The 22,493-nt window shown below is 37.9% G+C and carries 17 protein-coding genes; 11 read left to right on the top strand and 6 right to left on the bottom strand.

Annotated elements, in window-relative coordinates; genetic code table 11:
- The first annotated feature begins 251 nt into the window (after nt 1-251).
- From OEV98_RS05585 to OEV98_RS05570, 4 genes are all read left to right on the top strand, one after another.
- On the top strand, nt 252-1,037 hold the full coding sequence (locus tag OEV98_RS05585; protein WP_263072227.1) for a hypothetical protein: 786 nt from the start codon (nt 252-254) through the stop codon (nt 1,035-1,037).
- 245 nt (nt 1,038-1,282) lie between these two features.
- Entirely contained in the window at nt 1,283-2,419 is a 1,137-nt protein-coding gene (locus OEV98_RS05580) for a PrsW family glutamic-type intramembrane protease (RefSeq protein WP_263072226.1), read from the top strand.
- Between the two features lie 624 nt (nt 2,420-3,043).
- Entirely contained in the window at nt 3,044-4,339 is a 1,296-nt protein-coding gene (locus OEV98_RS05575) for an alpha/beta fold hydrolase (RefSeq protein WP_263072224.1), read from the top strand.
- A gap of 138 nt (nt 4,340-4,477) precedes the next feature.
- The gene (locus OEV98_RS05570) at nt 4,478-4,891 is read left to right on the top strand and encodes a hypothetical protein (RefSeq protein WP_263072223.1); all 414 of its coding nucleotides are present in this window, start codon (nt 4,478-4,480) and stop codon (nt 4,889-4,891) included.
- A 120-nt stretch (nt 4,892-5,011) separates the two neighbouring features.
- Here the strand turns inward: OEV98_RS05570 and OEV98_RS05565 are convergent, their stop codons facing one another.
- The 5 genes from OEV98_RS05565 to garR all read right to left on the bottom strand — a co-directional run bounded on the left by OEV98_RS05565 (nt 5,012) and on the right by garR (nt 10,942).
- A complete protein-coding gene (locus OEV98_RS05565) occupies nt 5,012-6,196 on the bottom strand; it encodes an aminotransferase (RefSeq protein WP_263072222.1) in 1,185 nt (394 codons plus the stop codon).
- Nucleotides 6,193-6,696, bottom strand: a complete 504-nt coding sequence (locus tag OEV98_RS05560) for an Lrp/AsnC family transcriptional regulator (RefSeq protein WP_263072221.1) — start codon at nt 6,694-6,696, stop codon at nt 6,193-6,195. The genes OEV98_RS05565 and OEV98_RS05560 overlap by 4 nt, the downstream gene beginning before the upstream one ends.
- Before the next feature lie 526 nt (nt 6,697-7,222).
- Complete coding sequence (locus OEV98_RS05555; RefSeq protein ID WP_263072220.1) at nt 7,223-8,569, bottom strand: GntP family permease; 1,347 nt, start codon at nt 8,567-8,569, stop codon at nt 7,223-7,225.
- 74 nt (nt 8,570-8,643) lie between these two features.
- Complete coding sequence (locus OEV98_RS05550) at nt 8,644-10,044, bottom strand: four-carbon acid sugar kinase family protein (RefSeq protein WP_263072219.1); 1,401 nt, start codon at nt 10,042-10,044, stop codon at nt 8,644-8,646.
- Between the two features lie 4 nt (nt 10,045-10,048).
- Nucleotides 10,049-10,942 (bottom strand): 2-hydroxy-3-oxopropionate reductase, encoded by an 894-nt coding sequence (gene garR / locus OEV98_RS05545; RefSeq protein WP_263072218.1) that lies wholly within the window; start codon nt 10,940-10,942, stop codon nt 10,049-10,051.
- 191 nt (nt 10,943-11,133) lie between these two features.
- Between garR and OEV98_RS05540 the strand changes: the two genes are divergently transcribed.
- Together OEV98_RS05540 and OEV98_RS05535 are read left to right on the top strand one after the other, a co-directional pair.
- Nucleotides 11,134-11,751 carry a GntR family transcriptional regulator gene (locus OEV98_RS05540; RefSeq protein ID WP_263072716.1) on the top strand — a complete coding sequence of 206 codons (618 nt, stop codon included), beginning with the start codon at nt 11,134-11,136 and terminating at the stop codon, nt 11,749-11,751.
- 35 nt (nt 11,752-11,786) lie between these two features.
- Nucleotides 11,787-13,121, top strand: a complete 1,335-nt coding sequence (locus OEV98_RS05535; protein ID WP_263072217.1) for a serine hydrolase — start codon at nt 11,787-11,789, stop codon at nt 13,119-13,121.
- Nucleotides 13,122-13,228: 107 nt separating this feature from the next.
- Here OEV98_RS05535 and OEV98_RS05530 read toward each other — a convergent pair whose 3' ends face one another.
- Nucleotides 13,229-13,876 (bottom strand): CBO0543 family protein, encoded by a 648-nt coding sequence (locus OEV98_RS05530; RefSeq protein ID WP_263072216.1) that lies wholly within the window; start codon nt 13,874-13,876, stop codon nt 13,229-13,231.
- A 213-nt stretch (nt 13,877-14,089) separates the two neighbouring features.
- On the opposite strand from OEV98_RS05530, the gene OEV98_RS05525 reads away from it, so the two are divergent.
- The 5 genes from OEV98_RS05525 (at nt 14,090) to OEV98_RS05505 (ending at nt 22,433) form a co-directional block, all read left to right on the top strand.
- Complete coding sequence (locus OEV98_RS05525) at nt 14,090-15,883, top strand: FAD-dependent oxidoreductase (RefSeq protein WP_263072215.1); 1,794 nt, start codon at nt 14,090-14,092, stop codon at nt 15,881-15,883.
- A 26-nt stretch (nt 15,884-15,909) separates the two neighbouring features.
- Complete coding sequence (locus OEV98_RS05520) at nt 15,910-16,716, top strand: endonuclease/exonuclease/phosphatase family protein (protein ID WP_263072214.1); 807 nt, start codon at nt 15,910-15,912, stop codon at nt 16,714-16,716.
- Between the two features lie 68 nt (nt 16,717-16,784).
- The gene (locus tag OEV98_RS05515; protein WP_263072213.1) at nt 16,785-17,465 is read left to right on the top strand and encodes a uracil-DNA glycosylase; all 681 of its coding nucleotides are present in this window, start codon (nt 16,785-16,787) and stop codon (nt 17,463-17,465) included.
- Nucleotides 17,466-17,636: 171 nt separating this feature from the next.
- Entirely contained in the window at nt 17,637-18,998 is a 1,362-nt protein-coding gene (locus tag OEV98_RS05510; protein ID WP_263072212.1) for a GntP family permease, read from the top strand.
- A 588-nt stretch (nt 18,999-19,586) separates the two neighbouring features.
- Nucleotides 19,587-22,433 (top strand): 2-oxoglutarate dehydrogenase E1 component, encoded by a 2,847-nt coding sequence (locus OEV98_RS05505; protein WP_263072211.1) that lies wholly within the window; start codon nt 19,587-19,589, stop codon nt 22,431-22,433.
- Nucleotides 22,434-22,493: the final 60 nt, after the last annotated feature.

Below are 22,493 nucleotides of genomic sequence, written 5' to 3'. Positions count from 1 at the left end.
CTTGAATGTTTCATTCAGGTGTTTTTTTATGCATAAATTGCTAATGAAATCCTTTACATCACGATTTTTTACAATATTTTTAAAAATCATGAGACTTTTTTAAAAGTTAAATGTCTTACATAGTACAATCGTATGAGGAGAGGTACTTTTAGAAGGAAAAATACAGGCACCTGCACTTAAAGAAGGACGTACGAAACAAAAATATGGAAAATACTGAAGTGATATAAACGGAACGAAGGAGGGATTGTTCTATGCGTAGGCTAAAAAAAGCAGAAGTATCTCATGAAAAAACACCGCATACTAGGTCGGAGCAAAAAGAGCGCATATTGAAACGGAAAGAGCGCTTGGAGAAAATGCGCATACACTTAGTGCCACGCGCATTGACTGTATTATTTATCGGTGGATTACTATTCATTGGCTACCAATTTTTCCGTGGACACATCCTTACATTTGAATCCCCTGCACCAGTTGAAAATAGTCGCGAGAACCCACCAAGCACAGAGCAAATGGAAATACAAGAGGTGGATCCGGTAACACTTTATGAAGATGAGCTGCTACAACTAATCGAAAACCATCCATATGAACGTCCAGAAATATATTTGACTGCGGAAGGGATGGAAAAATTAGTTTATCCAATCGATGTGTTGGAGACGATGCCCGAATTACAGGGAGAGACAAAGATTTCGCCAATGTACCGGGAACCAGGTATGAGCATTCATGCTAATTACCTTTTTGGTGAACAAGGAGCAGAAACGACAAATGGAGTTATCACTGTGTATTATGTGGAAAACATGGATAGAGATAATGGAGAAAAATATACAAGTGAGTTTTTTAAAAAATACGAGGCAGAGGAATTGACGATTAATGACAAGCCTGCCGTTTATAATCCTAATCAAAACGAACTGGTTATTGTTACCGATACTTTTATTTACACTCTGTCGGGAACAGATGTCGATAAAGATATGATGGTTGAACTGGCAAGCCTATTCCGTTTTGAAAATGAAACATATTGGGTTGGTAAATTGAGGGATATTTGACTTAGCTCCTTCCTTTATCCATTAGGGATCTGCTCTCCGTTCCGCTTTACGAATTGGAGGACGGTCCCTTTTAGCATATTGTAGGATTTTCGTTAATAAATTATGATATTAGTAGATATTTGTTGGCAATGTAGGATTGTTTGTAGAACAACCACCGATTTTTTTTCAATGAATAGTCTTAACAGATTTTTTGAAAAATGAATAGACTATGAAACAATGAATCTTTCGCAAGGGAGAAATGTAATTTGTATTGCTACCATTGTGGGTCACAAGTAAAAGAGCAAAGTAAATTTTGTGCTCGATGTGGTACGAAGCTTTATCTACTAGAGGATAGTCATGTTAGCCATCAGGAAGAGGCAAGTGGACGAGAAGAAGTTTCCGTTGCGGTAGAGGATTTTACCCAACAAATAAAAGGTACTTTTTATCATACAACAGAAAAAATCAGTGCAATGGTTGGGGAAAAAGGCAAGCTCGATATTAATTTACGGGCTGTTTTTTCATCTGTATTAAAAAAACATACGAAGGATGAAGCGGAAACCTTATTTATCTCTGGTACATCCCTTACAACACCACAGGAAAATGAGATTTCTACCTCTTGGCCAAAGCCTTGGTTATTTTCACGCGTATTTTTTATTTTCGCGTTAACGTATGTATTATTGTATATTTGCAGCTATGCGTTTCAAAATGTGTATGCAGTTCCGGGGATTATTGTTATTGGTTCGTTTGCGGCCCCATTTTCCTTACTAATTTTCTTCTGGGAAATGAATGCACCGAGAAATATAAGTATCTATGAAATTGCAAAAATGTTTTTCGTAGGTGGGGCTTCGGCGTTAGTAATTACGTTATTGTTATTTTCCATTGTTCCAGTAGATGAGCTCGACTTCACTGGTGCTATTATTGTTGGCTTTGTCGAGGAAATTGGGAAGCTAGTAATTATTGCGTATTTTATCAAGCATTTAAACGTTAAATTTATTTTAAATGGATTATTAATTGGTGCTGCAATTGGCTCTGGCTTTGCGGCATTTGAATCGGCTGGATATGCCTTTGATCTAGGGAATATTTATGGTGACGATGCGATGCTCGCAACAATATTTAATCGTGCATGGCTGTCGATGGGAACACATGTCGTCTGGAGTGCGATTGCCGGTGCCGCTCTTGTGTTTGTTAAAGGGGAACAACCGTTAATGGGCAACCATTTTACCGACCGTAAGTTTCTAAAACTATTCATTATCCCGATCATTTTACACTCGATTTGGGATATGCCACTATATTCCCTACAAATCTTCAATTTCCTATTTATCATCCTAATTATTACTGCATGGATATTTATTTTTGTCCTAATCAATGCAGGATTAAAACAGATTTCTAGATGGCTAGAATAGCTGAAGCGTTCGTTCGCAAACAAATATACGGTTGCTCATAGAAGAGCATCCGTATATTCCATCTGCGGTCTTTTTAGAAAAAGCAGCAATCTAGACGAAAACAGCCTTTACAATAAATAATCTACCGCAATTGCCTATCCTAAATTTGTTACGCAACATGTAGTTAATTCCCTCCAAAAATAACCGCAAATAGTAAGCAAAACGGTTGATAATTCCAATGTTAGCGCATATTGTTAAAGAGCATGCCCGTATTTCGATGTTGATTCGTAAAATTATCGAATTTGTTATGGGACGAAGAATGGCGTGAACGAATGGATAGGTAATATTACATTCGTATTACACAATGAAATATAATAAACTTTATCCATTTTTTACAAAAATATCCAAACTTTTTGTTATAATGTTCCTAAACAAGAGAAGACAAAAAAAGAGCGACCATAAAACGAACCCGCTTTACAATCAGCTCTGCCAATGGTTTATTTATTTTTTTGAGAGGAAAAATAAATAAAAGGATGATAGTTTTTCTACTTTAACACACTAAAGTATTAGTTGTGAAAAACCAATGAAGTCACTATAATAATAGTAAACTTATCATTACAATATCATTACACTGCAGGGGGCAATATGAAAGTATTAAAATTGTCAGATTCTACTATTCATTATGATCGTTTGAAACATACCTCAAAAAAATCTAAAGGGACGATTGTGTTTCTTCATGGATTAGGTTTGGATCAAACAACATGGAAATATATTTTACCGTATTTTTCCGCCTCTGACCGTCTAACCTATGACTTGCGGTGGCATGGATACTCGGATGGGGTCTATTATTCTAATGAAGAGGAGAATTGGCAAGCACTTATCAATGATTTTATGAAATTAATTGAACATGAAAAAATAGAAGAATTCCATCTCGTTTCCCATGGAATTGGTGTACAAATGGGTGTGGAATTAATTAGTAGAGGATTCATCACACCTCAAACCTTTACCATTCTTTCTACTCCATGCTATTATCCTACAAATGTAGTAAAACCTGCGATTAAGTATCGGAAGGATATGATGAAGCAGCTGAGTGGAACTGAATTTGGTGAATGGATGATTCCACAAATTATTAGAAATCAGGACCCTGCAAAGCATGAGGTTATTAAGTGTGCATACGAAAAAGCAAGATTAGATATATACATGGACTTGTTATTGTTAAATGCGAATGCACTTTCTGAAGAAAAGCTTGTGAAAATTAAAACACCAACGCTTTTACTAAATGCAGAATTTGATGTTAACTTTCCTCCGTCATTAACCATGTTGAGTGCTAAATATTTTTCCAATCATCAAGTCCATCTTATTAGTAACTCCAATAATATGGTCCAAGTAGATGAACCTGAACAGACTGCAAATCGAATAAAGGATTTTATCCGAGAAAAATTAGCTCAATCCTCTGGGAAAGTAAATATGGACCTACCGTATTTACGCTTGTTGTATAAAGAAATTCGTGGGACAGCAAAACTACAGATTCGTATTGATTTTCTATCAATTTTTCGTATGACGGTTAATGGAATTGAAATTCAAGGGAAATGGAATCAGCGAAAAGCTAAGGAGTTAATTGCTTTCCTCGGTTTCTACGGGAAATCTCCGAAGGAAAAGGTGTACGAAAAATTATGGCCAAATTCGAACAAGGCAAATGTTCAAAATGCGTTCCGTGTCTCTTTAAACCATCTTCGTTCGCTTTTAAAAGCAAATGGTATGGAGGATTTAATTTATACAGATTCCCAGTACATTTGGTTAAATCCAAATTATGAGATTATATGTGATGTGAGAGAGGGGCTAGAAGGAAAGCGTGAACTCCCGTCAGAAGCTACACTGTTCGCAGATATGCCGGTGGATTGGGTACTAGAACTCCAATATGAATTAGAAAAACAAATATGAGCAGAATTCGATAACATAGCTTTCCCTATTTTTCAAGTGAGGAGGTTATGTTATTTTTTTAGTAGTTTATTAGAGCCGGATAATAGTATATGGAGCAGAATGGAGAGCTATACTAAAGTGGGGAAGGAGGGTTGAGAATTGAAAGAGATAATCATCCAAATCGTCCATGCAATTAATAATATTCATGACATGATCAATTATATGATGAGTGAAGTATTCCATACAACATTAACAGACAAGGACTTGCATTTTTGGATTATGGGAATTATAGGGTTTGTTGTGTTTTTATTTGTGCTATTCGTCTCTAATGCTGTGGCGAAGCTTCCTTATGGGATTGTCATTCTTGCGTTTTTATATACATTTACCTTTATGGTTGTATTGGTTTTTGCAATAGAAATTCAACAGGCCATTACAAATCGCGGGAACATGGAATTCCAAGATGCGGTTGTTGGGTTATATGGATATTTGGCGTTCTTTTTTATGTTTGCCTTCCTATCGGGGATATTTTTGTTGGGGAGAAAAATCGTCCGAGGGAAGAAAAATAAACACTAATATTGTGATAGAAGGCAAAAATGTATTTGATTTTCAAAGATTAAGCAATTTTTATTAGAATGGATACACACCATCGCCAGCAGGAAGTGGAGTGTATTCATTCTAATGGCTCGTTATTTTCTAAACTTCACGCACCAACAGTGGTTCTAAAAATACTTTCATTCTACTAATCGCTTCTTGTAGCTGCTGCATAGAGGTGGCGTAGGAGCAGCGGATATAGCCTTCACCACTTTCACCAAATGCGCTTCCAGGAACTACAGCGACTTTTTGTTGCTTTAATAATTGCTCAGCGAATTCCTCAGAGGTTAGTCCGGTTCTTATAATCGATGGAAATACATAAAATGCGCCACCTGGTATATGGCAATCAAGACCAATACTGTTTAGGGCATGAACAATATAATTTCTTCTTCGCCGGTAGCTTTGCCGCATGGTTTCCACTTGATCATAACTATTGCGAAGTGCTTCGATTGCCCCGTGCTGTAGCATATTCGGTGCACACATCGTCGTATATTGATAAATTTTAACCATCACACTCGTTAGTTCAGGTGGAGCAGCTAAAAATCCTAAGCGCCAGCCAGTCATTGCAAATCCTTTGGAGAAGCCATTAATTAAAATCGTTCGCTCGTACATGCCAGGAATCGTTACAATACTCGTATATTTTTCATCATAGGTTAATTCAGAATATATTTCGTCACTTAACACTAGTAAATCATGCTTTTCAATTATCGCTGCAATTTCTAGTAAATCCTGTTTATTTAAATATGTACCGGTTGGATTGTTTGGTGAACATAACAAAATTGCCTTTGTTTTGGCAGTGATTGCATTTTCAATCTGTTTGGCAGTAACCTTAAAGCCATTGCTCGCGTAAGTAGGGATGGCAATTGGGTTGCCACCTGCAATGGAAACAAGTGCTGCATAGGAAACAAATGCTGGTTCAATAATTAGTACTTCATCACCTGGATTCAAAATGGCACGGAACGCTAAATCCAATGCCTGGCTAGCACCTACTGTGACAATAATTTGATTTTCCGCTTGATATTGCACGTGAAATGATTTTTCTAAATAGGTAGAGATTTCTTGGCGTAATTCGATTAATCCAGCATTTGCTGTATAGGAGGTAAAGCCTTCCTCTAATGCAGCAATGGCGGTTTCCCGAATATTCCAAGGTGTCGTGAAATCTGGTTCGCCAACCCCAAGGGAAATGACTCCCTTCATACTAGCAGCTAGATCGAAAAATTTTCGAATACCAGACGGCTGTAAATGGTTTGCCGTATTGGCTAAATAACGTTCATAGTCCAAACTCATGGAGATACCACCATTCTACGATCTTTATCTTGTTTTCCTTCAATAATTACCCCGTCATGCTTATATTTTTTTAGCATAAAATGAGTAGTCGTGGAGATGACATTTTCAATAGTAGACAGTTTTTCAGAAACGAACATCGCAATTTCCTTCATCGTTTTTCCTTCCACTGTTACTGATAAGTCATAGGTACCGCTCATTAAATAAAGAGAGGTTACTTCTGGAAAACGGTAAATCCGTTCGGCTACTTCATCAAAGCCTACGCCACGTTTCGGTGTCACTTTGACATCTATCATTGCTTCAATATTTTCCTTACCGTCGATTTTTGTCCAATCAATAAGTGCTGGGTAGCTAATGATAATTTTTTCATCCTCTAATTTTTTGATAATTTGTTGAACTTTTTCCTCAGAAAGCTGTATTTGGATAGCAATTGTTTCTACCGGTACGCGGTGATTTTCCTCTAAAATGGCAAGTATTTCCAGTTCCTCATTTGTTAATTTCATTGGTCTCCTCCTCAGGAATGATGGAAATTCAGCAAGCAGCTCTCCATCTTATAATCATGTTATATGTACTAATACGTTGAATTTTCTTACATTATAATGTTGTTTATTTTACTACATTATAAATCGTCCGTGCAAAAAAAATTAAAAAATAGTCATTTATTCCCAATGGTGTTTTATTATTGATTGTTTCCATTTGTTTTATAAGTAGTCTGCAGACTAAAATACACTCCGCGTATCCATTCGGGAGAGCGTTGAGCACTCTTGTCGCTACGCTCCTGGGAAGTCTCACCAGTCTTGCTTCCTCGCGGGAGTCTTCGTGTTTTCAGTCTGCTTAGTACCATTTATTCCATATTCTTTCTCATGAAACAACAATAAGTTTGAAAGCTGCATTCTCAATCACTCGAAACTATCTATTATTTTACAAACAAAAAAAAGAAAATCTTGAGATTTTCTTTATTCCATCCGCAAGATTTTCCTTTTATTAGATTGCAGTCATCCTGAGGATGAATACAATAGTATTTGGGTTTTAAATACCAGGTAAAATTGGGGAGAGCAGGAACAATACGTAGACGACCACTAATGCTGTAATACCTGCGATAAATCCTCCAATTGTCCATGCTTTCATTGTTTGTGGAATTGTCAGTTTACCAAATTTGTTTACAACCCAAAAACCGGAATCATTTGGTAGTGATAAGCCAATTGCCCCTGAACAAATAGCAAGACCAAGTAATACTGGCGAAACGCCAAGCTCTGCAACTTGGGGCCCTAAAATACTTGAGGTTGTTACTAAAGCAACCGTTGCAGACCCAAGGGATGCCCGAAGAATTTGTGTAAAGATAAAGGCGAGTAGGAAGATATGAATATTCCATCCTTGCATAACGGTAATTAAATGATCACCGATACCACTTTGATTAATAACAGCACCAAACGCTCCACCTGCACCTGTAATTAATAGAATTACCCCGGCAGAATTAATCGCATTATTATATAATGTTGTGTAATCCTTTGCGATATATGGTTTTAATAGAATAATAGCAGCAATTACACTAATAAACAGTGCAACGTTTTTATCACCAATTAATTTAAAAATTGTAGCGATTGTCGAGTCAGGAGCTACCATACCTGTTACTGTATTTCCGATTATCAATAAAATCGGTAGTCCTAACATAAAGAACGATAAACCAGTTGAAATTTCTTTTTTGTATGTTTGCGAATCAGTAGCAGCAATTTCCATTTCCACACTTTCCGTTGGCTTAATGCGACGGCCAATAAACATTCCATATAAGTATCCGCCAACAAGTGTAGCTGGAATTGCAATGATTAATCCGTAGATGATAAATAATCCTACATCTGATCCAGTATTTTCAGCAACAATCATCGGACCAGGTGTTGGGATGATGGTGCTGTGCGATACAATTAGTCCAACAGCTAATGCGGTTACAAAAGTAATCGCAGGTATTTTTGTTTTGTTTGCTAAGCTTTTAATTAATCCACTTAAAATAACAAATGCAGCATCAAAAAATACTGGAATCGAGACTGCTGTACCAGTTAAAGCAATACCAGCAGCTGATTTTTTTACCCCAAATAATTTCAAAATAGCCTGTGCGATTTTTTCTACCGCTCCACTTGCTGCAAGTAATTCACCGAAAATTACTCCTAAACCGATTAATATACCAACGCTAACAAGTGTATTTCCGAAACCACCTGCGACAATAGAGGATACTTCCGCAATTGGGAATCCGACGGCTAATGCCGTTAAAATAGCAACCCCTACTAAAGCAACGAATGGTTCCAGTTTTACTTTTAAAATTAAGAAGAATAATAGCAGCAATGCGCCAATAAAAATAGCAATTAATGCGTTTCCAGTTACCATATAATTTCCCCCATCGAGTAAATCATTACCCTTATTTTATTTTTGCTCTTCATTTCTTTGTTTTGTAACGAGTGCTATTCTAAGTTTTTTACAATCGTATATAAATCTGTTACATTCCCGACGTTTCCAGGGAAGATAACGTATGGCATATTTGGGTATTTACTGTTTTCATCCGTTTTCCAAACCGGTATTCCTGGTAAGGCTTGCCCTAATACTAATGCCTTTTTTACCCCAAGTGCAGTTGTTCCGATTTCGGAAGAGGTGATGCCACCTTTTGCGATGATATATTTTGGCTTACTTGATAAGGATTGAATTGTTCTCGTAAGCCCATCAGAAATTTTCACGGATAGCTCCAGCTCTTTTTCTGCCATCCCTGCTCCAAGGTCTAACCGCTTTCTTTTTGTGTAAATTACTGACGTTTGGCCGTTTTGAATATTCTCATCTAGCTTTTGAATACATGCCTGAATTTCTTTTTCAAATAGTTCTGCATGTAAGACAAGATCACTATTAAATTCAATTGGTTCTACAAAGTCTAGCTTAAGGAGCTCATTTAATTGCTGTGTTGTTTTATTTACATGTGAACCGACAATAATCAGTCCGCCAGCATTACTACCTGCCTCAATCATTTCCTCTTTAGAAAGTAATTCCTTATCCGGCACACGACCAATTACTTTTGTAAACGATGCTGCAGTTCGGAAAAGAAATTGTTTTCCATTATTTAGAGCAGCGACTAACGCAATCGAGAGAACCTTTAAATCGTCGTCCGATATAGCGTTTACAACTACTTTGTTAAAATCGGTAACATTTATTAGCTGTTCCGTAATTTTTTCAATATGTAGGGAACGCAAATCCTCTAAAGTAATATAGGTAACGTTTTCTTTAAGAAAAGCACCATTGGATTTTTCCTCGACATATTCTCCTAAATGACTGCTCGTATAACCAAATGTTCGATCCTTTGCGAATTCTGTTTCCCCTGCTGGAATTAGTTCTCCATTAGATTCAACAAAATGAATATTATTCAGCGTGTATCTTCCGCCTTCTTTAAAGAATGGGATAATCAATTCCCCATCGGCAGTATGATTTAGTGTATCATGTATTGTCGCTGTTTCTAATGGGAAGTGTCCTCGTAAAGTAGAATCACCACGGCTAATGATGATAAACGGTGTATCTGTTTGCTTTGCTGCTTTTATTACACGTTCGGTAATTTCCTGATGTACCTGTTTTGTTTTTTCTTTAGAAAAGGCACGAGAATTGGTTAAAATAAAGAACATTTGCTGTTCGGATTGGAATCCGTCTAAAATGGATTCCTCCTCCCAATTCGTATACACATGAACTCCGTGTACTTTTTGAATGCCTGTTGGATCATCGTCGAGAACGACAATTTTATGATGAAAGCTCTTCATTGCTTGAGCATATAAGTCATTAAGTTCCGCTATATTATACGCCGGATACTCTAGTAGTACAGAAGAATGCATGGCATTATTTTCCTCCTTTAGGTGTTTCGAAGTTTGCTAGTTTTTCAAAGTAATCCAAAATAAATGAATGGTCCTTTGTAGCATTTCCTTGCACCATTTCGGAATGAAATACTTCCTTGACAAAGCTAGTTAGAGGTAATGGAACACCAATATTATTAGCAGAAGCTAATACATTATTTAAATCTTTAAAATTAATATCGATTCTTCCGCCTGGCTCAAAGTCACGGTTAATAATTTTTGGCATTTTTGCCTCCATAACCGCACTTCCCGCTAATCCGCCACGAATGGCTTGATACATTTTATTTAAATCAATGCCCGATTTACTTGCTAACACTACTGCCTCCGATAAAGCAGCAATATTAGTGTTTACAATAATTTGATTCGCTAGTTTAACTGTAGAACCAGCTCCATTATCTCCTACATGGATGATATTTTCTCCCATTGCTTGAAGAATTGGCACTACTTTATGGAAAATTTCCTCGTCGCCACCAACCATAATGGCTAGTTTCCCTTCAATGGCCATCGGCTCGCCACCACTTACGGGAGCATCTAAAATATGCATTTGATAGTCTTTCATTCTATTAGCAAATGATTTCGCGTCCTCTGGTGATACGGAGCTCATATCGATGACAATTGTATTTGGCTTCGCATTTTTTGCAATGCCGTCCTCTGCAAATAATACTTGCTCCACTATTTTTGCATTCGGAAGCATCGTAATAATGACGTCAGCGCTTTCAGCGACCTCCTTATTGGAATGGCAAGCATGACCTCCTAATTGTACTAATTCATTGACAGCATTTCGATTTAAATCTTGGACAAATGTTTCAAATCCTTTTTTAATAATATGTGCTGCCATCGGTTTTCCCATAATTCCTAATCCAACAAATCCAACGTGCATATAGTGTTAACCTCCTGATAGAAAACGTTTTCTTTGATTATGTATACAATTATAATAAAATCGTATACAATTTTGCAAGAGATTTTTATAATTTCTAAAATATTGTATAATATTTCATGAGCCTAAAAGAAAAATAGAAACGTTCCATGTTTTTAGAAAATGCGTTTATGACAACTAGTAGATGGAGTGGTATGGTGGAAAATAATAAAATGTCAGCTTTTGAAGTTACCTATGAAAAAATTCGAGATATGATTTTTAATGGAGAATTAAGCAACGGGCAAAAGATTACCGAAACGAAGCTTGCCGAGCAGCTAGGTGTAAGTCGAACCCCGATTAGAGAAGCAATCAAGCGATTAGAGCAAGAAAAATTAATTGCCGAAAATCGGGTGGCAAATCCGACAGATCGGGATTATCAAAATATATTTGAGATGCGAATTTTAATTGAAAAATATGCGATTGTGAAGGCAGTCCAGTTTTTTACAGATAGTGATGTGGAGGAAATGGAACGATTGGTAGAGATTGGATATTCCGGTACAAAGGAAGAAACAATGGAAGCAAACAAAGCCTTTCATGAGCGAATTGTCGCCGCAACAAAAAATGATGTGATGATCGATTATTTTAATCAAATGCAATCGATTATTTATTTATTTCGAAAGACGGTTCTTCACTATAAGCGACCAGGATTAATTGATGAGCATAAAGCAATTGTTGATGCTATTAAAGATCGAGATGCCAGTCGCGCAGAAAGGCTCATTGAAGAGCATTTACAAGCAGACCTAGATTTTGCCCTATATTATTTAAGAAAATAAGCGAGACAATCGACCGTTTAATAGGAGCTGATTGGATGAACTGGCAATCATTTGAGAACCGCCTACAGTTACGGATGAAGCATTCACATATTCCTGGAGTAGCTGTGGCAGTAAGTAAAGCTGGAAAAGTAGTGTATCAAAAGGGCTTTGGTGTCCGTAATGTCGAAAGCAAAGAACCAATAACACCGGATACAATTTTTGGGATTGCTTCCGTAACGAAATCTATTATCGCACTTGCAATATTGAAATTGGAGGATGAAGGAAAGCTGTCCACCGATGATGCGGTCGTGGATTATTTACCAGGATTTCGTCTCGAAGGAGTCGAGCCAATAGAGTCGATTAAAATCAATCATTTACTTACACACTCGACAGGCTTAGCACCGATGAAAAGAAGAGAAGCGTTAAATAGATTTTCAGAGCATTTAACTTATTTAGCAAATGAAAAGCATGATCTACTCGGTAAGCCAGGGGAATTTTTCAGTTATTGTAACGACAGCTTCCTATTATTAGGAGCAATTATAGAACGTGTCACGGGAAGATTATTTAGAAGGTTTGTAACACAAGAGGTGCTAGAGCCATTACAAATGTATCGTTCCACATTTAGTATCGAAGAACTGGAAAAATTCACAAATGTATCAACGCCGTATATTTATCAGGAGGAAAACAAGCAATATGTAAAACAGCAATGGCCGGCATTAGGAAATTATGAGGTCGGCGGCGGTGTACGGTCAACGGTAGTTGATTTACTAAACTATGGTGCATTGTATGTAAATAATGGCAGTCCATTGCTGACGAGTGAACGGCTGAAAAAAATGCTGACGCCATCTATAGAGGTTAGTCGCGATGCCTTTTATGGCTATGCATTAAAAATTCTGCCAAATTACCATGGGCTTACATTAATCGAACATGGTGGTGGTCAGCCTGGCGTATCCTCCAATTTTGGTTTTATTCCAGAGGAAAATTTAGTGGTCGTTGTATTAACGAATGTTTCCGAGGCACCGGCTGCTGATATTTGGCTCGATGCAGTAAATACAGCATTAAATCTTCCAATAGAGGAAAAAAGGAGAAGAGCACCACAAATGGAAATCCCGCAAGCAAGTTTGCGAAAATTTGTTGGAACATACAAATCCAGGGAAGGTGGCTCCATTCAAATCGAACTAGAGGGCGAAAATCTTATGGCGAAGCTTGGAAACAAGCAGTTCCTATTACATGCAAGTGAAGCAGAAACATTCGTAATGACGCCAGTAAAACTGAACGAATATGCTCCAATCGAAACAGAAGAAAAAGTGATTCGCTTTTATTTTCACCCGGACGGGAGGGCTTGGGCATGTCGATTTGGCATGCGAATGCTGTTAAAAGTAGAAGCGTAATACATACCGAAAAAAAGGGCTAGATGGTATTGCACCCTAAAAGTTAGCGTATGAATCTAACTTTTAGGGGGTCACCTAGGTCCTTTTTTGTTTACAGGAAACTACACTCAATACGAAAATAACCGCTTTCTCTTTTTTTCTAATACGTTTACGCCAATAATGATGGCAATGATAGTGGAGACTATCGTAACCAAGTGCAAATTTATCCGCATACGACCACTTACAACCGAAAGCTCCCGCTTATATTCCTGCATATTCTTTTTCACAGGAATATGAAAGATCTTCACATAACACCATGTAGTAAAAAAGGAAAGAACCCATGCAAGAAGAAATCTTTTTCGCATCAGCAATGTTAATGTATACATATTGATGTAAATACAGATGGACCAACCGAGATTCCAGCCATTACGAAAGGTAATCATATGTAAATATTTATTCCCTAGCCATTCGGTAAAAGCAGAAAGCCCGATCCATTGACAAACGTAGAGAATTCTTTTTCCGTTAGTTTTCGGCAACTTCGATAAATATAGCAAAATAAGTAGCGGATTAATAATGCAAAGATGGAAGGTTCGAACCGCATTTTTCGACAATATTCGACTTGTAAACTCCCACATCATATAATCCTTACATAAGAAATAATAAAGACCATTAAAAAAACTAACATAAAAAATTTCTCTTGAAAATTTCCGGATGTTTTTCCAAGTATGCTTCCGGGCATTTTGGATAAATAGAAAAATAGCTAGCATTACGTGCATTTAACCTTTTCATTCCTTTCTGCTTTAGCTTCTACCTGATTGGCGAAAATATTCAAATGAAGATTCCCGATGAAAATCATTCATAAATCTATTTTGAAAGTGAGTATAAGGACATCGCGTGTGATACAAAATAAGGAAAATTATTAACGAAAGCTGGAAATTATAACAGTGGAAAACGACAATAATTCTCCTGACAAATGGTAGGTGTCCGCTATGAAAAAAATATATTTTAGTCTCGTCCCAATCCTATATGTGTTAGGATTAATCTTAATTTTGTCTAGTAACCTCATTACACAAACGGATGCAGCGAATAAAGATTCCAATAAGGAACATCGAAGGAAGCAGTCCTATGATGTTATCGTTGTTGGCGGTGACCCAGAGGGGGTGGCTGCAGCAGTAAGTGCGGCAAGAAACGGGATGAAGGTTTTATTAATAGAGAAACGGGATGGCTTAGGGGGACTGATTACGTATGGCATGCTCAATTATTTAGATATCCCGCTTAATTATCAAGGAAAGGTTGTCAGTCAAGGAATCTTTTCAGAATGGCATAATTTAGTGGGTGGAAAAAATGTCATATCCGTTGATATCGATACAGCAAAGAACGCTTTTTTTCAATTAGTTCAACAGGAGAAAAATATTAAGCTAATGCTTGAATCAGAAGTATTAAATGCCCTTAAGGAAGAAAATCAAGTGGTCGGTTTAACGGTAAAAAATGAAAAAGGGATTCAGGATTACTTCGGGAAGGTAATCATTGATGCAACAGCTGATGCCGATTTTGCCACACTAGCCGGAGTCCCTGCCTTTAACGGACAGGAGGATATCGGTAAAGAGGATTTAATGGCTGCCACATTGGTGATTTATTTAGAAAATGTTGATTGGAAAAAGGTGAAAGCAGTTGTTGAGCAAAAAACATTTGGCAATGCGACGATTACCGCCACCGCTGCATGGGGATTCGGCGATATTTATAATGACTATAAAGAAAAATACGATAATACAACAGTCCGACCATTAAATATTGGGCGAACACCGAAGGGTGAAGTGTTTATTAATGCTTTACAAATTTTTTCGATTGATGGATTAAATCGAGAGTCTATCCAGACTGGATTAGAAATCGGGAAACAAGAGAGCATTGCCTTTGTGGAATGGTTAAAATCGCATTTTCCTGGCTTTGAACATGCAACCATTAAAATGTTTCCGGAGGAGCTGTATATTCGAGAAACACGCCATATTTTAGCTGAATATCAGCTGAAAATTAGTGACGTATGGGAGAACAAGCATCATTGGGATGATATTGCCATTGGCGCGTATCCGACAGATATTCAAGCAACAGCGAAAACAAATATTGGTGGTATTATTGTTAATCCGAATCAATATGGCATTCCATTACGAAGTATTATACCAAAACAAATAAATGGGGTTTTAGTTGCAAGTAAAGCAAGTGGCTACTCCAGTCTTGCTGCGGGAAGTGCACGGGTAATTCCAACTGGGATGGCAGTAGCACAGGCAGCAGGGGTCGTTGCGGCTAAAGCAATTGATGAAGAATTAGAGGTGCGTGAGCTAGCGAAGAACAAACAAATGGTACAGGAAATTCAAGCACGTTTAAAAGCACAAGGTCAATATTTAGAGCCATTACAAAACCCTGATTTCCCATATAAAGGGGAAAAGTTTTACCCGGCATTACGCTATTTAATCGAGCACGGCCTCATCATCGCGGGCTACGAAAATAATGTCCATGCAAAGGAACCAATGAAAGTATCATCCTTCATCAAAACGATAGCAAATGGGATGAAATACATCGATTACAAGACATATCAGGAGAAACAAGAGCTATTACATGATCTATTAGAGACAGCAGGAGAGGATTTGTTGAATGAGCAAGAATTGCGGAGACTTTATCAAAAACTAACAGGAGAAAAGCTGGACATAAAAGTTGCCAGTGGCCCGTATGTGTTAAGAAGCGAGGCCTTTCCGATCATGGCAAAAATTCTTCAAAAGTATGATAAGTAGATATTCGAAAAAAAGAGGCGAGTCCAATGAAGCTATTTCTTTGTATAATCGTAAGCATATCTATACTATTCCCTCTTTCGAAACCAGCTTTTGCTCAAGCAACGGAACAAAAAATGAGCATAACGGTAATGACGTACAATATTCATCGCGGCATTGGTATCGACAAAAAATTAAATTTAACCCGTATTGCGAAAGTAATAAAGGAGTCTGGTGCCGAGATTATTGGTCTCCAGGAGGTCGATCGATTTTATGGAGAACGAAGTGGTTTTAAGGACCAAGTCCGGGAGCTGGCGGATATACTAGGCTATCATTATGTGTATGGTGCAAATGGAAACCTACCGCCAGCCAAGGGAAGAGTAGAGAATCGACAATATGGTATGGCGATTTTTAGCAAATATCCAATCATCGAAAGTAAACATACAAAGCTTACAGCATTGGAAAAACCAAATCGTGGGATTCTGTATGCAAAAATCAATGTGAATGGTAAAGCACTATCGATTTTTAATACCCATCTGTCGCTGTCGACACGTAGTCGATTGATGGAAGTCCAGGAAATTAATGAGCTGACGAAGCAAGTCGAAGGTCCAAAAGTACTGTTAGGAGATTTTAATACGTCAGCACTTCGAAAGGAATTTCGAATATTATTAACGGGCGGAAAATGGATTGATACTTTTGCGAAAGTAAAGGATGCCCAAACCTTCCCTGCTGATGATCCAGATCGAAGAATTGATTATATTTTAATTTCATCTTCCATAACCGCTAGCCAGCAGAGAGTTATTCGCTCGCAAGCATCTGACCATTTAGCCATTATGTCGAGGATTGTGATACATTAGATTTTTATTCTCTCTTCCATCGCTTCCATGGTAAGATAATAGTATTCTTTTTAATTGAGGATGAGACAATGTTTAAAGATTACTTACCATTAGATTGGGCGGAAGTTTTAGAGGGGGAGTTTTCGAAACCCTATTACGTAAAATTACAGCAATTTTTAACAGAGGAATACAGGCAGTATACAATCTATCCGAAGGTAGAGGATATATTCCAAGCGTTACGACTCACACCTTTTCAACAAGTGAAGGTCGTCATTTTAGGGCAAGATCCTTATCATGGTCAAAATCAGGCACATGGCTTAAGCTTTTCCGTGCAACAAGGAATTGCAGCACCACCATCCTTGAAAAATATTTTCCATGAATTGCAGGATGATATCGGCATACCAATACCGAATCATGGCAATTTGGAAAGCTGGGCAAAGCAAGGGGTTTTATTATTGAATACAGTACTAACCGTAAGAGCTGGATATGCTCATTCCCATAAAGGAAAAGGCTGGGAGCAGTTTACGGATAAGGTGATTGAGGTACTCAATGGAAGACGAGAACCAATTGTTTATTTATTGTGGGGAAATGCAGCGCAAAGTAAAGAAAAGCTCATTGATACAGCAAAGCATATAATTTTAAAAGCACCCCATCCTAGTCCATTATCTGCATATAAAGGCTTTTTTGGCAGTAAGCCATTTTCAAAAGCAAATAATAGTTTACATGATACAGGGCAAACAGAAATTGAATGGAAGCTACCAAATCAATAATTTTTTCGTAAATGGTGAAAAATTGCGGAAGCAAAATTTCACTATTTTTTTATGCCTTCATATGTTGAAGGGAGGACTAATATACTGAAATGAGGAATGCATTTCTTTTTATGTAAGCGTTATCAAAAAAGAGGAGCGCACTTCAATAATAGGAAAAAAGGGGTGGAAAGAATGGAAGGTTTCGGTCTTATATTATTAATTATTCTAGCGGTACTTTTTGTCGTTTTTGCAACGGCTAAATGGAAGCTACATCCATTTTTATCTTTAATTTTCGCAGCATTTGCACTTGGAATTATCGCAGGACTGCCGTTAACAGAAGTGATTAATGCAGTAAATGGTGGATTTGGCGGGTTAATGAGCAGCATTGGACTTGTCATCGTGTTCGGAACAATTATTGGGGTCATATTGGAGAAATCTGGTGCTGCTTTACGGATGGCAGAGGTAGTACTTCGCATTGTAGGAGAGAAGCGACCACAATTAGCGATGAGTATTATTGGTGGTATCGTAAGTATTCCGGTATTTTGTGATTCAGGATATGTTATATTATCGTCGTTGAAAAAAGCGCTTGCTAAAAAAGCAAAGGTAGCAGTAGCCTCGATGGCAGTCGCATTATCCACTGGTTTGTTCGCGACACATACTTTAGTACCACCAACACCTGGACCAATTGCTGCAGCAGGAAACATTGGAGCAGATGCGTATTTAGGAACCATTATTCTAATCGGTTTACTTGTGTCAATCCCAGCGATAATTGTCGGCTATTTTTGGGCAATAAAGGTAGGAACAAAAATAACTGTAGAAGGAGAAAATGCAGCAAATGACACGTTAGACTATGATGCTATCATCCAGCAATTTGGGGAAATGCCATCCGCAATAAAATCATTCGCTCCAATCGTCGTGCCTATTTTATTAATTGGCTTCAGTTCCATTATTTCCTTAGTAGGCTGGGAAGGCATGCTTTTTGAAATCTTTTTATTTTTAGGTGCCCCAGTCGTTGCTTTATTTATTGGGGTATTACTCGCATTATTGTTATTACCAAAATTAAATGAAGAAACATTGACGAAATGGATCGGTATAGCATTGAAAGAGGCAGCCCCAATCTTATTAATAACCGGTGCAGGCGGTGCCTTTGGAAAAGTTATTAGCACCACACCTGTAGCACAATACATCCAAGGATTTGGCGATAATGCTTTTTTCACAGGCGCATTATTTCTATTAATCCCATTCCTAATAGCTGCAGCGCTAAAATCAGCCCAAGGATCCTCAACAGCAGCACTTGTCATCACATCAACTTTGATAGCCCCATTATTAGGAGAATTAGGAATTACAGGAGCAATCCCACTCGCATTAGTTGTCATGGCAATAGGTGCCGGTGCAATGGTCGTATCCCATATTAATGATAGCTATTTCTGGGTAGTAAAAGAATTTAGCGGAATGTCCGTAACCCAAGCATATAAAGCACAAACAATGGCAACCCTCCTCCAAGGGATCGTGACGATTTTGTTTACGATGCTGTTGTGGATATTGCTCGTGTAATTGGTAGTTAGAAAGTTTGATAGGAGCGGGGACCTGAGGTGTGGGTTCCTGCTTTTTTATTGTTTGGTGTGGGATTTCTGGAAGATTTAATTCAGGTTAAATGAGCAGGTGTTACAGAATAGAGGGGGGAGTTCCAGAAAAATGGGACCAATTCCCGAAAAAAAGGGAGCAGTTCCGAGAACAATGTGGTGAAATTCCCGGAAAAAAGGGGCAGTTCTTGAAAATCGAGCAGCAATCCCCTGAAAAAAACAGAGTCTGAACCCATCCCAAGTTTCCACGCTTCTCCATAGTTCATAAAAATTACCCATTAATTCAAAAAACTTTACGAAAACAGCAAAAAAATGTTATCCACTGCACAATTTGGGTAAGGAGATAAGGGAAATGTTTTGAAAAAATATAGTAGTATACCACTAACTGTTTTATTGTTCAAAAAAAGATATTATAAAAATCATTTGTTTGACGCGATTGTCATAACGTGAAGGAAAAAAATTGAATAAAATACTATATAAATTTATCGATTACGTTTATTATGAAAATAGTAACAATATTTCATAAAGAAAATTTAAAACATAATGATGAGGGTGGGAAATGACGATGAATGCAAGTAATCCATGGCATGAATTTCATGGGCCAAACTTAGGGTATTTACTAGAACAATATGATTTATATTTAATGAATCCGAATGATGTGGACGAAAGTTTACGAGAATTGTTTGTAAAATGGGGGGCACCACAAGCGGATGAAAATACTGGGGTTTCAACTCCGTCACCACAAGGGTTATCTCCATCCTATATAGTAAATAAGATGAAAAAGCTAGCATCAGTGTTAACGCTTGCAGAAAATATTCGCTCCTTTGGGCATTTAGAGGCTAATATTTTTCCACTAGAAGAACAAGCACAAACGAATTTGCTCACATTAGCACACTATGGATTAACAGAGGCAGATGTTCGTGAAATTCCAGTGGAATTGATTTGTCCAGATCGAGCTGGTCGATTAGCAGATGGTCTAGCAGCAATCGAATATTTGAAACAAGTCTATACGGGAACGATTGGATATGAGGTCGAGCATGTGGACCTATCGGAAAGAGCATGGTTACGTAACAAGATTGAGAGCGATTACTATAATCAGAAATTTTCGTCAGACAGAAAGACAGAGCTTTTAAAAAAATTATATGAAGCAGAGGGCTTTGAGCAATTTATTCATAAAACCTATATTGGGCAAAAACGGTTCTCTGTTGAAGGTTTGGAAACAATGGTTCCAGCAGTAGAGGAATTGGTAGCATTATCTGCAGAAGAAAAAATTGATAATGTAGTTATTGCAATGGCGCACCGGGGACGGTTAAATATTCTAGCACATGTTTTACAGAAGCCATATGAAGCATTATTTTCCCAATTTCAACATTCTAAATGGGAAATTGATGATTCTGATTACTCGGAAACCGTTGGCAGCACAGGAGACGTGAAATACCATCTTGGCGCCGTGAAGAGAAGAACAATAAATGGCAATACGGTAACAGTAACGTTAGCAAACAACCCAAGTCATTTGGAATTTTCCGGTACAGTTGCAGAAGGTTATGCCCGTGCGGCACAAGATGACCGTTCGCAAAAAGGTTATCCTTCCCAAGATGTAACAAAAGCATTACCTGTCCTTATTCACGGGGATGCAGCTTTCGCAGGCCAGGGTATCGTATTTGAAATATTAAATTATGCGCAAACAAAAGCATACTATACAGGCGGAACCATCCATTTGATAGCAAATAATTGCATTGGGTTTACAACCGAAATGGAAGATTCCCGTTCGACAAGATATTCCAGTGATCCTGCAAAAGGATACAATATTCCGGTATTTCATGTGAATGCCGATGACCCAGAAGCAGCGATTACGACAATGCAATTAGCATTTGACTATCGTAATACCTTCCATAAAGATGTATTAATCGATTTAATTGGCTATCGTAGATTAGGACATAACGAAATGGATGAGCCGAGAGCAACAAGTCCATTAATCTACCAAAAAGTAGATAAACATCCGACAATTACAGCTGTGTATAAAAATAAATTAATAGCCGAAAAATCGATCACAGAAGAAGAAATACAACAATTAGAAAAAGCTACAACTGAAGCATTTAAAGCAGCATATGGGAAAATTGATAAAACTGCGGAAGAGGTTCCGTCTATTGCCGAAATGCAAAAGCAAGGCCATTATGAATTTCCGACCGTAGATACATCAGTGGATAAAGCAACATTGGAACAAATCAATCGGGAGTTACTAAAATACCCGGAAGGCTTTCACGTATTTAGTAAGCTGAAAAAGATTTTAGGTCGCAGACTCGATGTATTTGAGAAAAAAGGAAAAATCGATTGGGGCCATGGTGAAGTATTGGCATTTGCCACGATTTTAAAGGACGGAACGCCAATTCGAATTACTGGTGAGGATTCTGAAAGAGGTACCTTCTCCCACCGGAATATTGTGTTATCAGATGAAAAAACAGGAGAGAAATATAGTCCATTACACACAATCAGTACATCCAATGCATCCTTTGCTGTACACAATAGTACCCTTTCGGAGGCAGCCATTTTAGGATTTGAATATGGCTACAATGTATTTGCTCCAGAAACATTAGTATTCTGGGAAGCGCAATTTGGTGATTTTGCCAATGGTGCACAAGTCATTATCGACCAATTCATTGCCGCTGGTAAAGCAAAATGGGGGCAAACATCCGGTCTTGTCATGCTATTGCCACATGGCTATGAAGGCCAAGGTCCAGAGCATTCCAGTGCAAGACTCGAGCGCTTTTTACAAATGGCTGCCGAGAATAACTGGACGGTTGCCAACTTAAGCTCATCTGCCCAATATTTTCATATATTGCGACGCCAAGCTGCATTGTTAAAAACGAAAGAAATTAGACCGTTAGTCATTATGGCACCAAAAAGTTTATTACGGAATCAAGCTGCCGGTTCTTATATAGAAGAGTTTACAAATGGTAGCTTCCAAGCGGTCATTGAACAGCCAGGGTTGGGAACCGAACCAGGTAAAGTAGAACGCGTCGTCTTCTGTACTGGACGATTGGCAGTGGAAATAGGTGGAGCCTTTGACGAGCCAAAGGATTACCCATGGTTAGATGTTGTCCGTGTGGAAGAATTATATCCATTCCCTGAAAAGGAAATCCAGAGTGTTTTAGCTAAATATAAAAATTTGAAAGAAGTAATTTGGGTACAAGAGGAGCCTAAAAATATGGGGGCATGGAACTACATTGCACCACGTCTACAAGAAATTGTGCCAGATAGCTTGAAGGTTTCCTATATTGGTCGTCCGGAAATGTCTAGTCCATCCGAAGGGGATCCAAGTATTCATAAAAAAGAACAACAACGAATCATTAGTGAGGCATTAACGAAACAAGCAAAAAAGATAGATAAGGAGACGGTAAAGTCATAATTTCCAGTTGTTTACGTATAGATTGTTCCGATTTGTAAATAGCATGCAGACTGAATACGC

This window comes from Perspicuibacillus lycopersici (assembly GCF_025660475.1).
Classification (GTDB): domain Bacteria; phylum Bacillota; class Bacilli; order Bacillales; family Caldibacillaceae; genus Perspicuibacillus; species Perspicuibacillus lycopersici.
The sequence above is the reverse complement of the archived record's forward strand: the minus strand, read 5'-3'. Positions and strand labels throughout refer to the sequence as shown.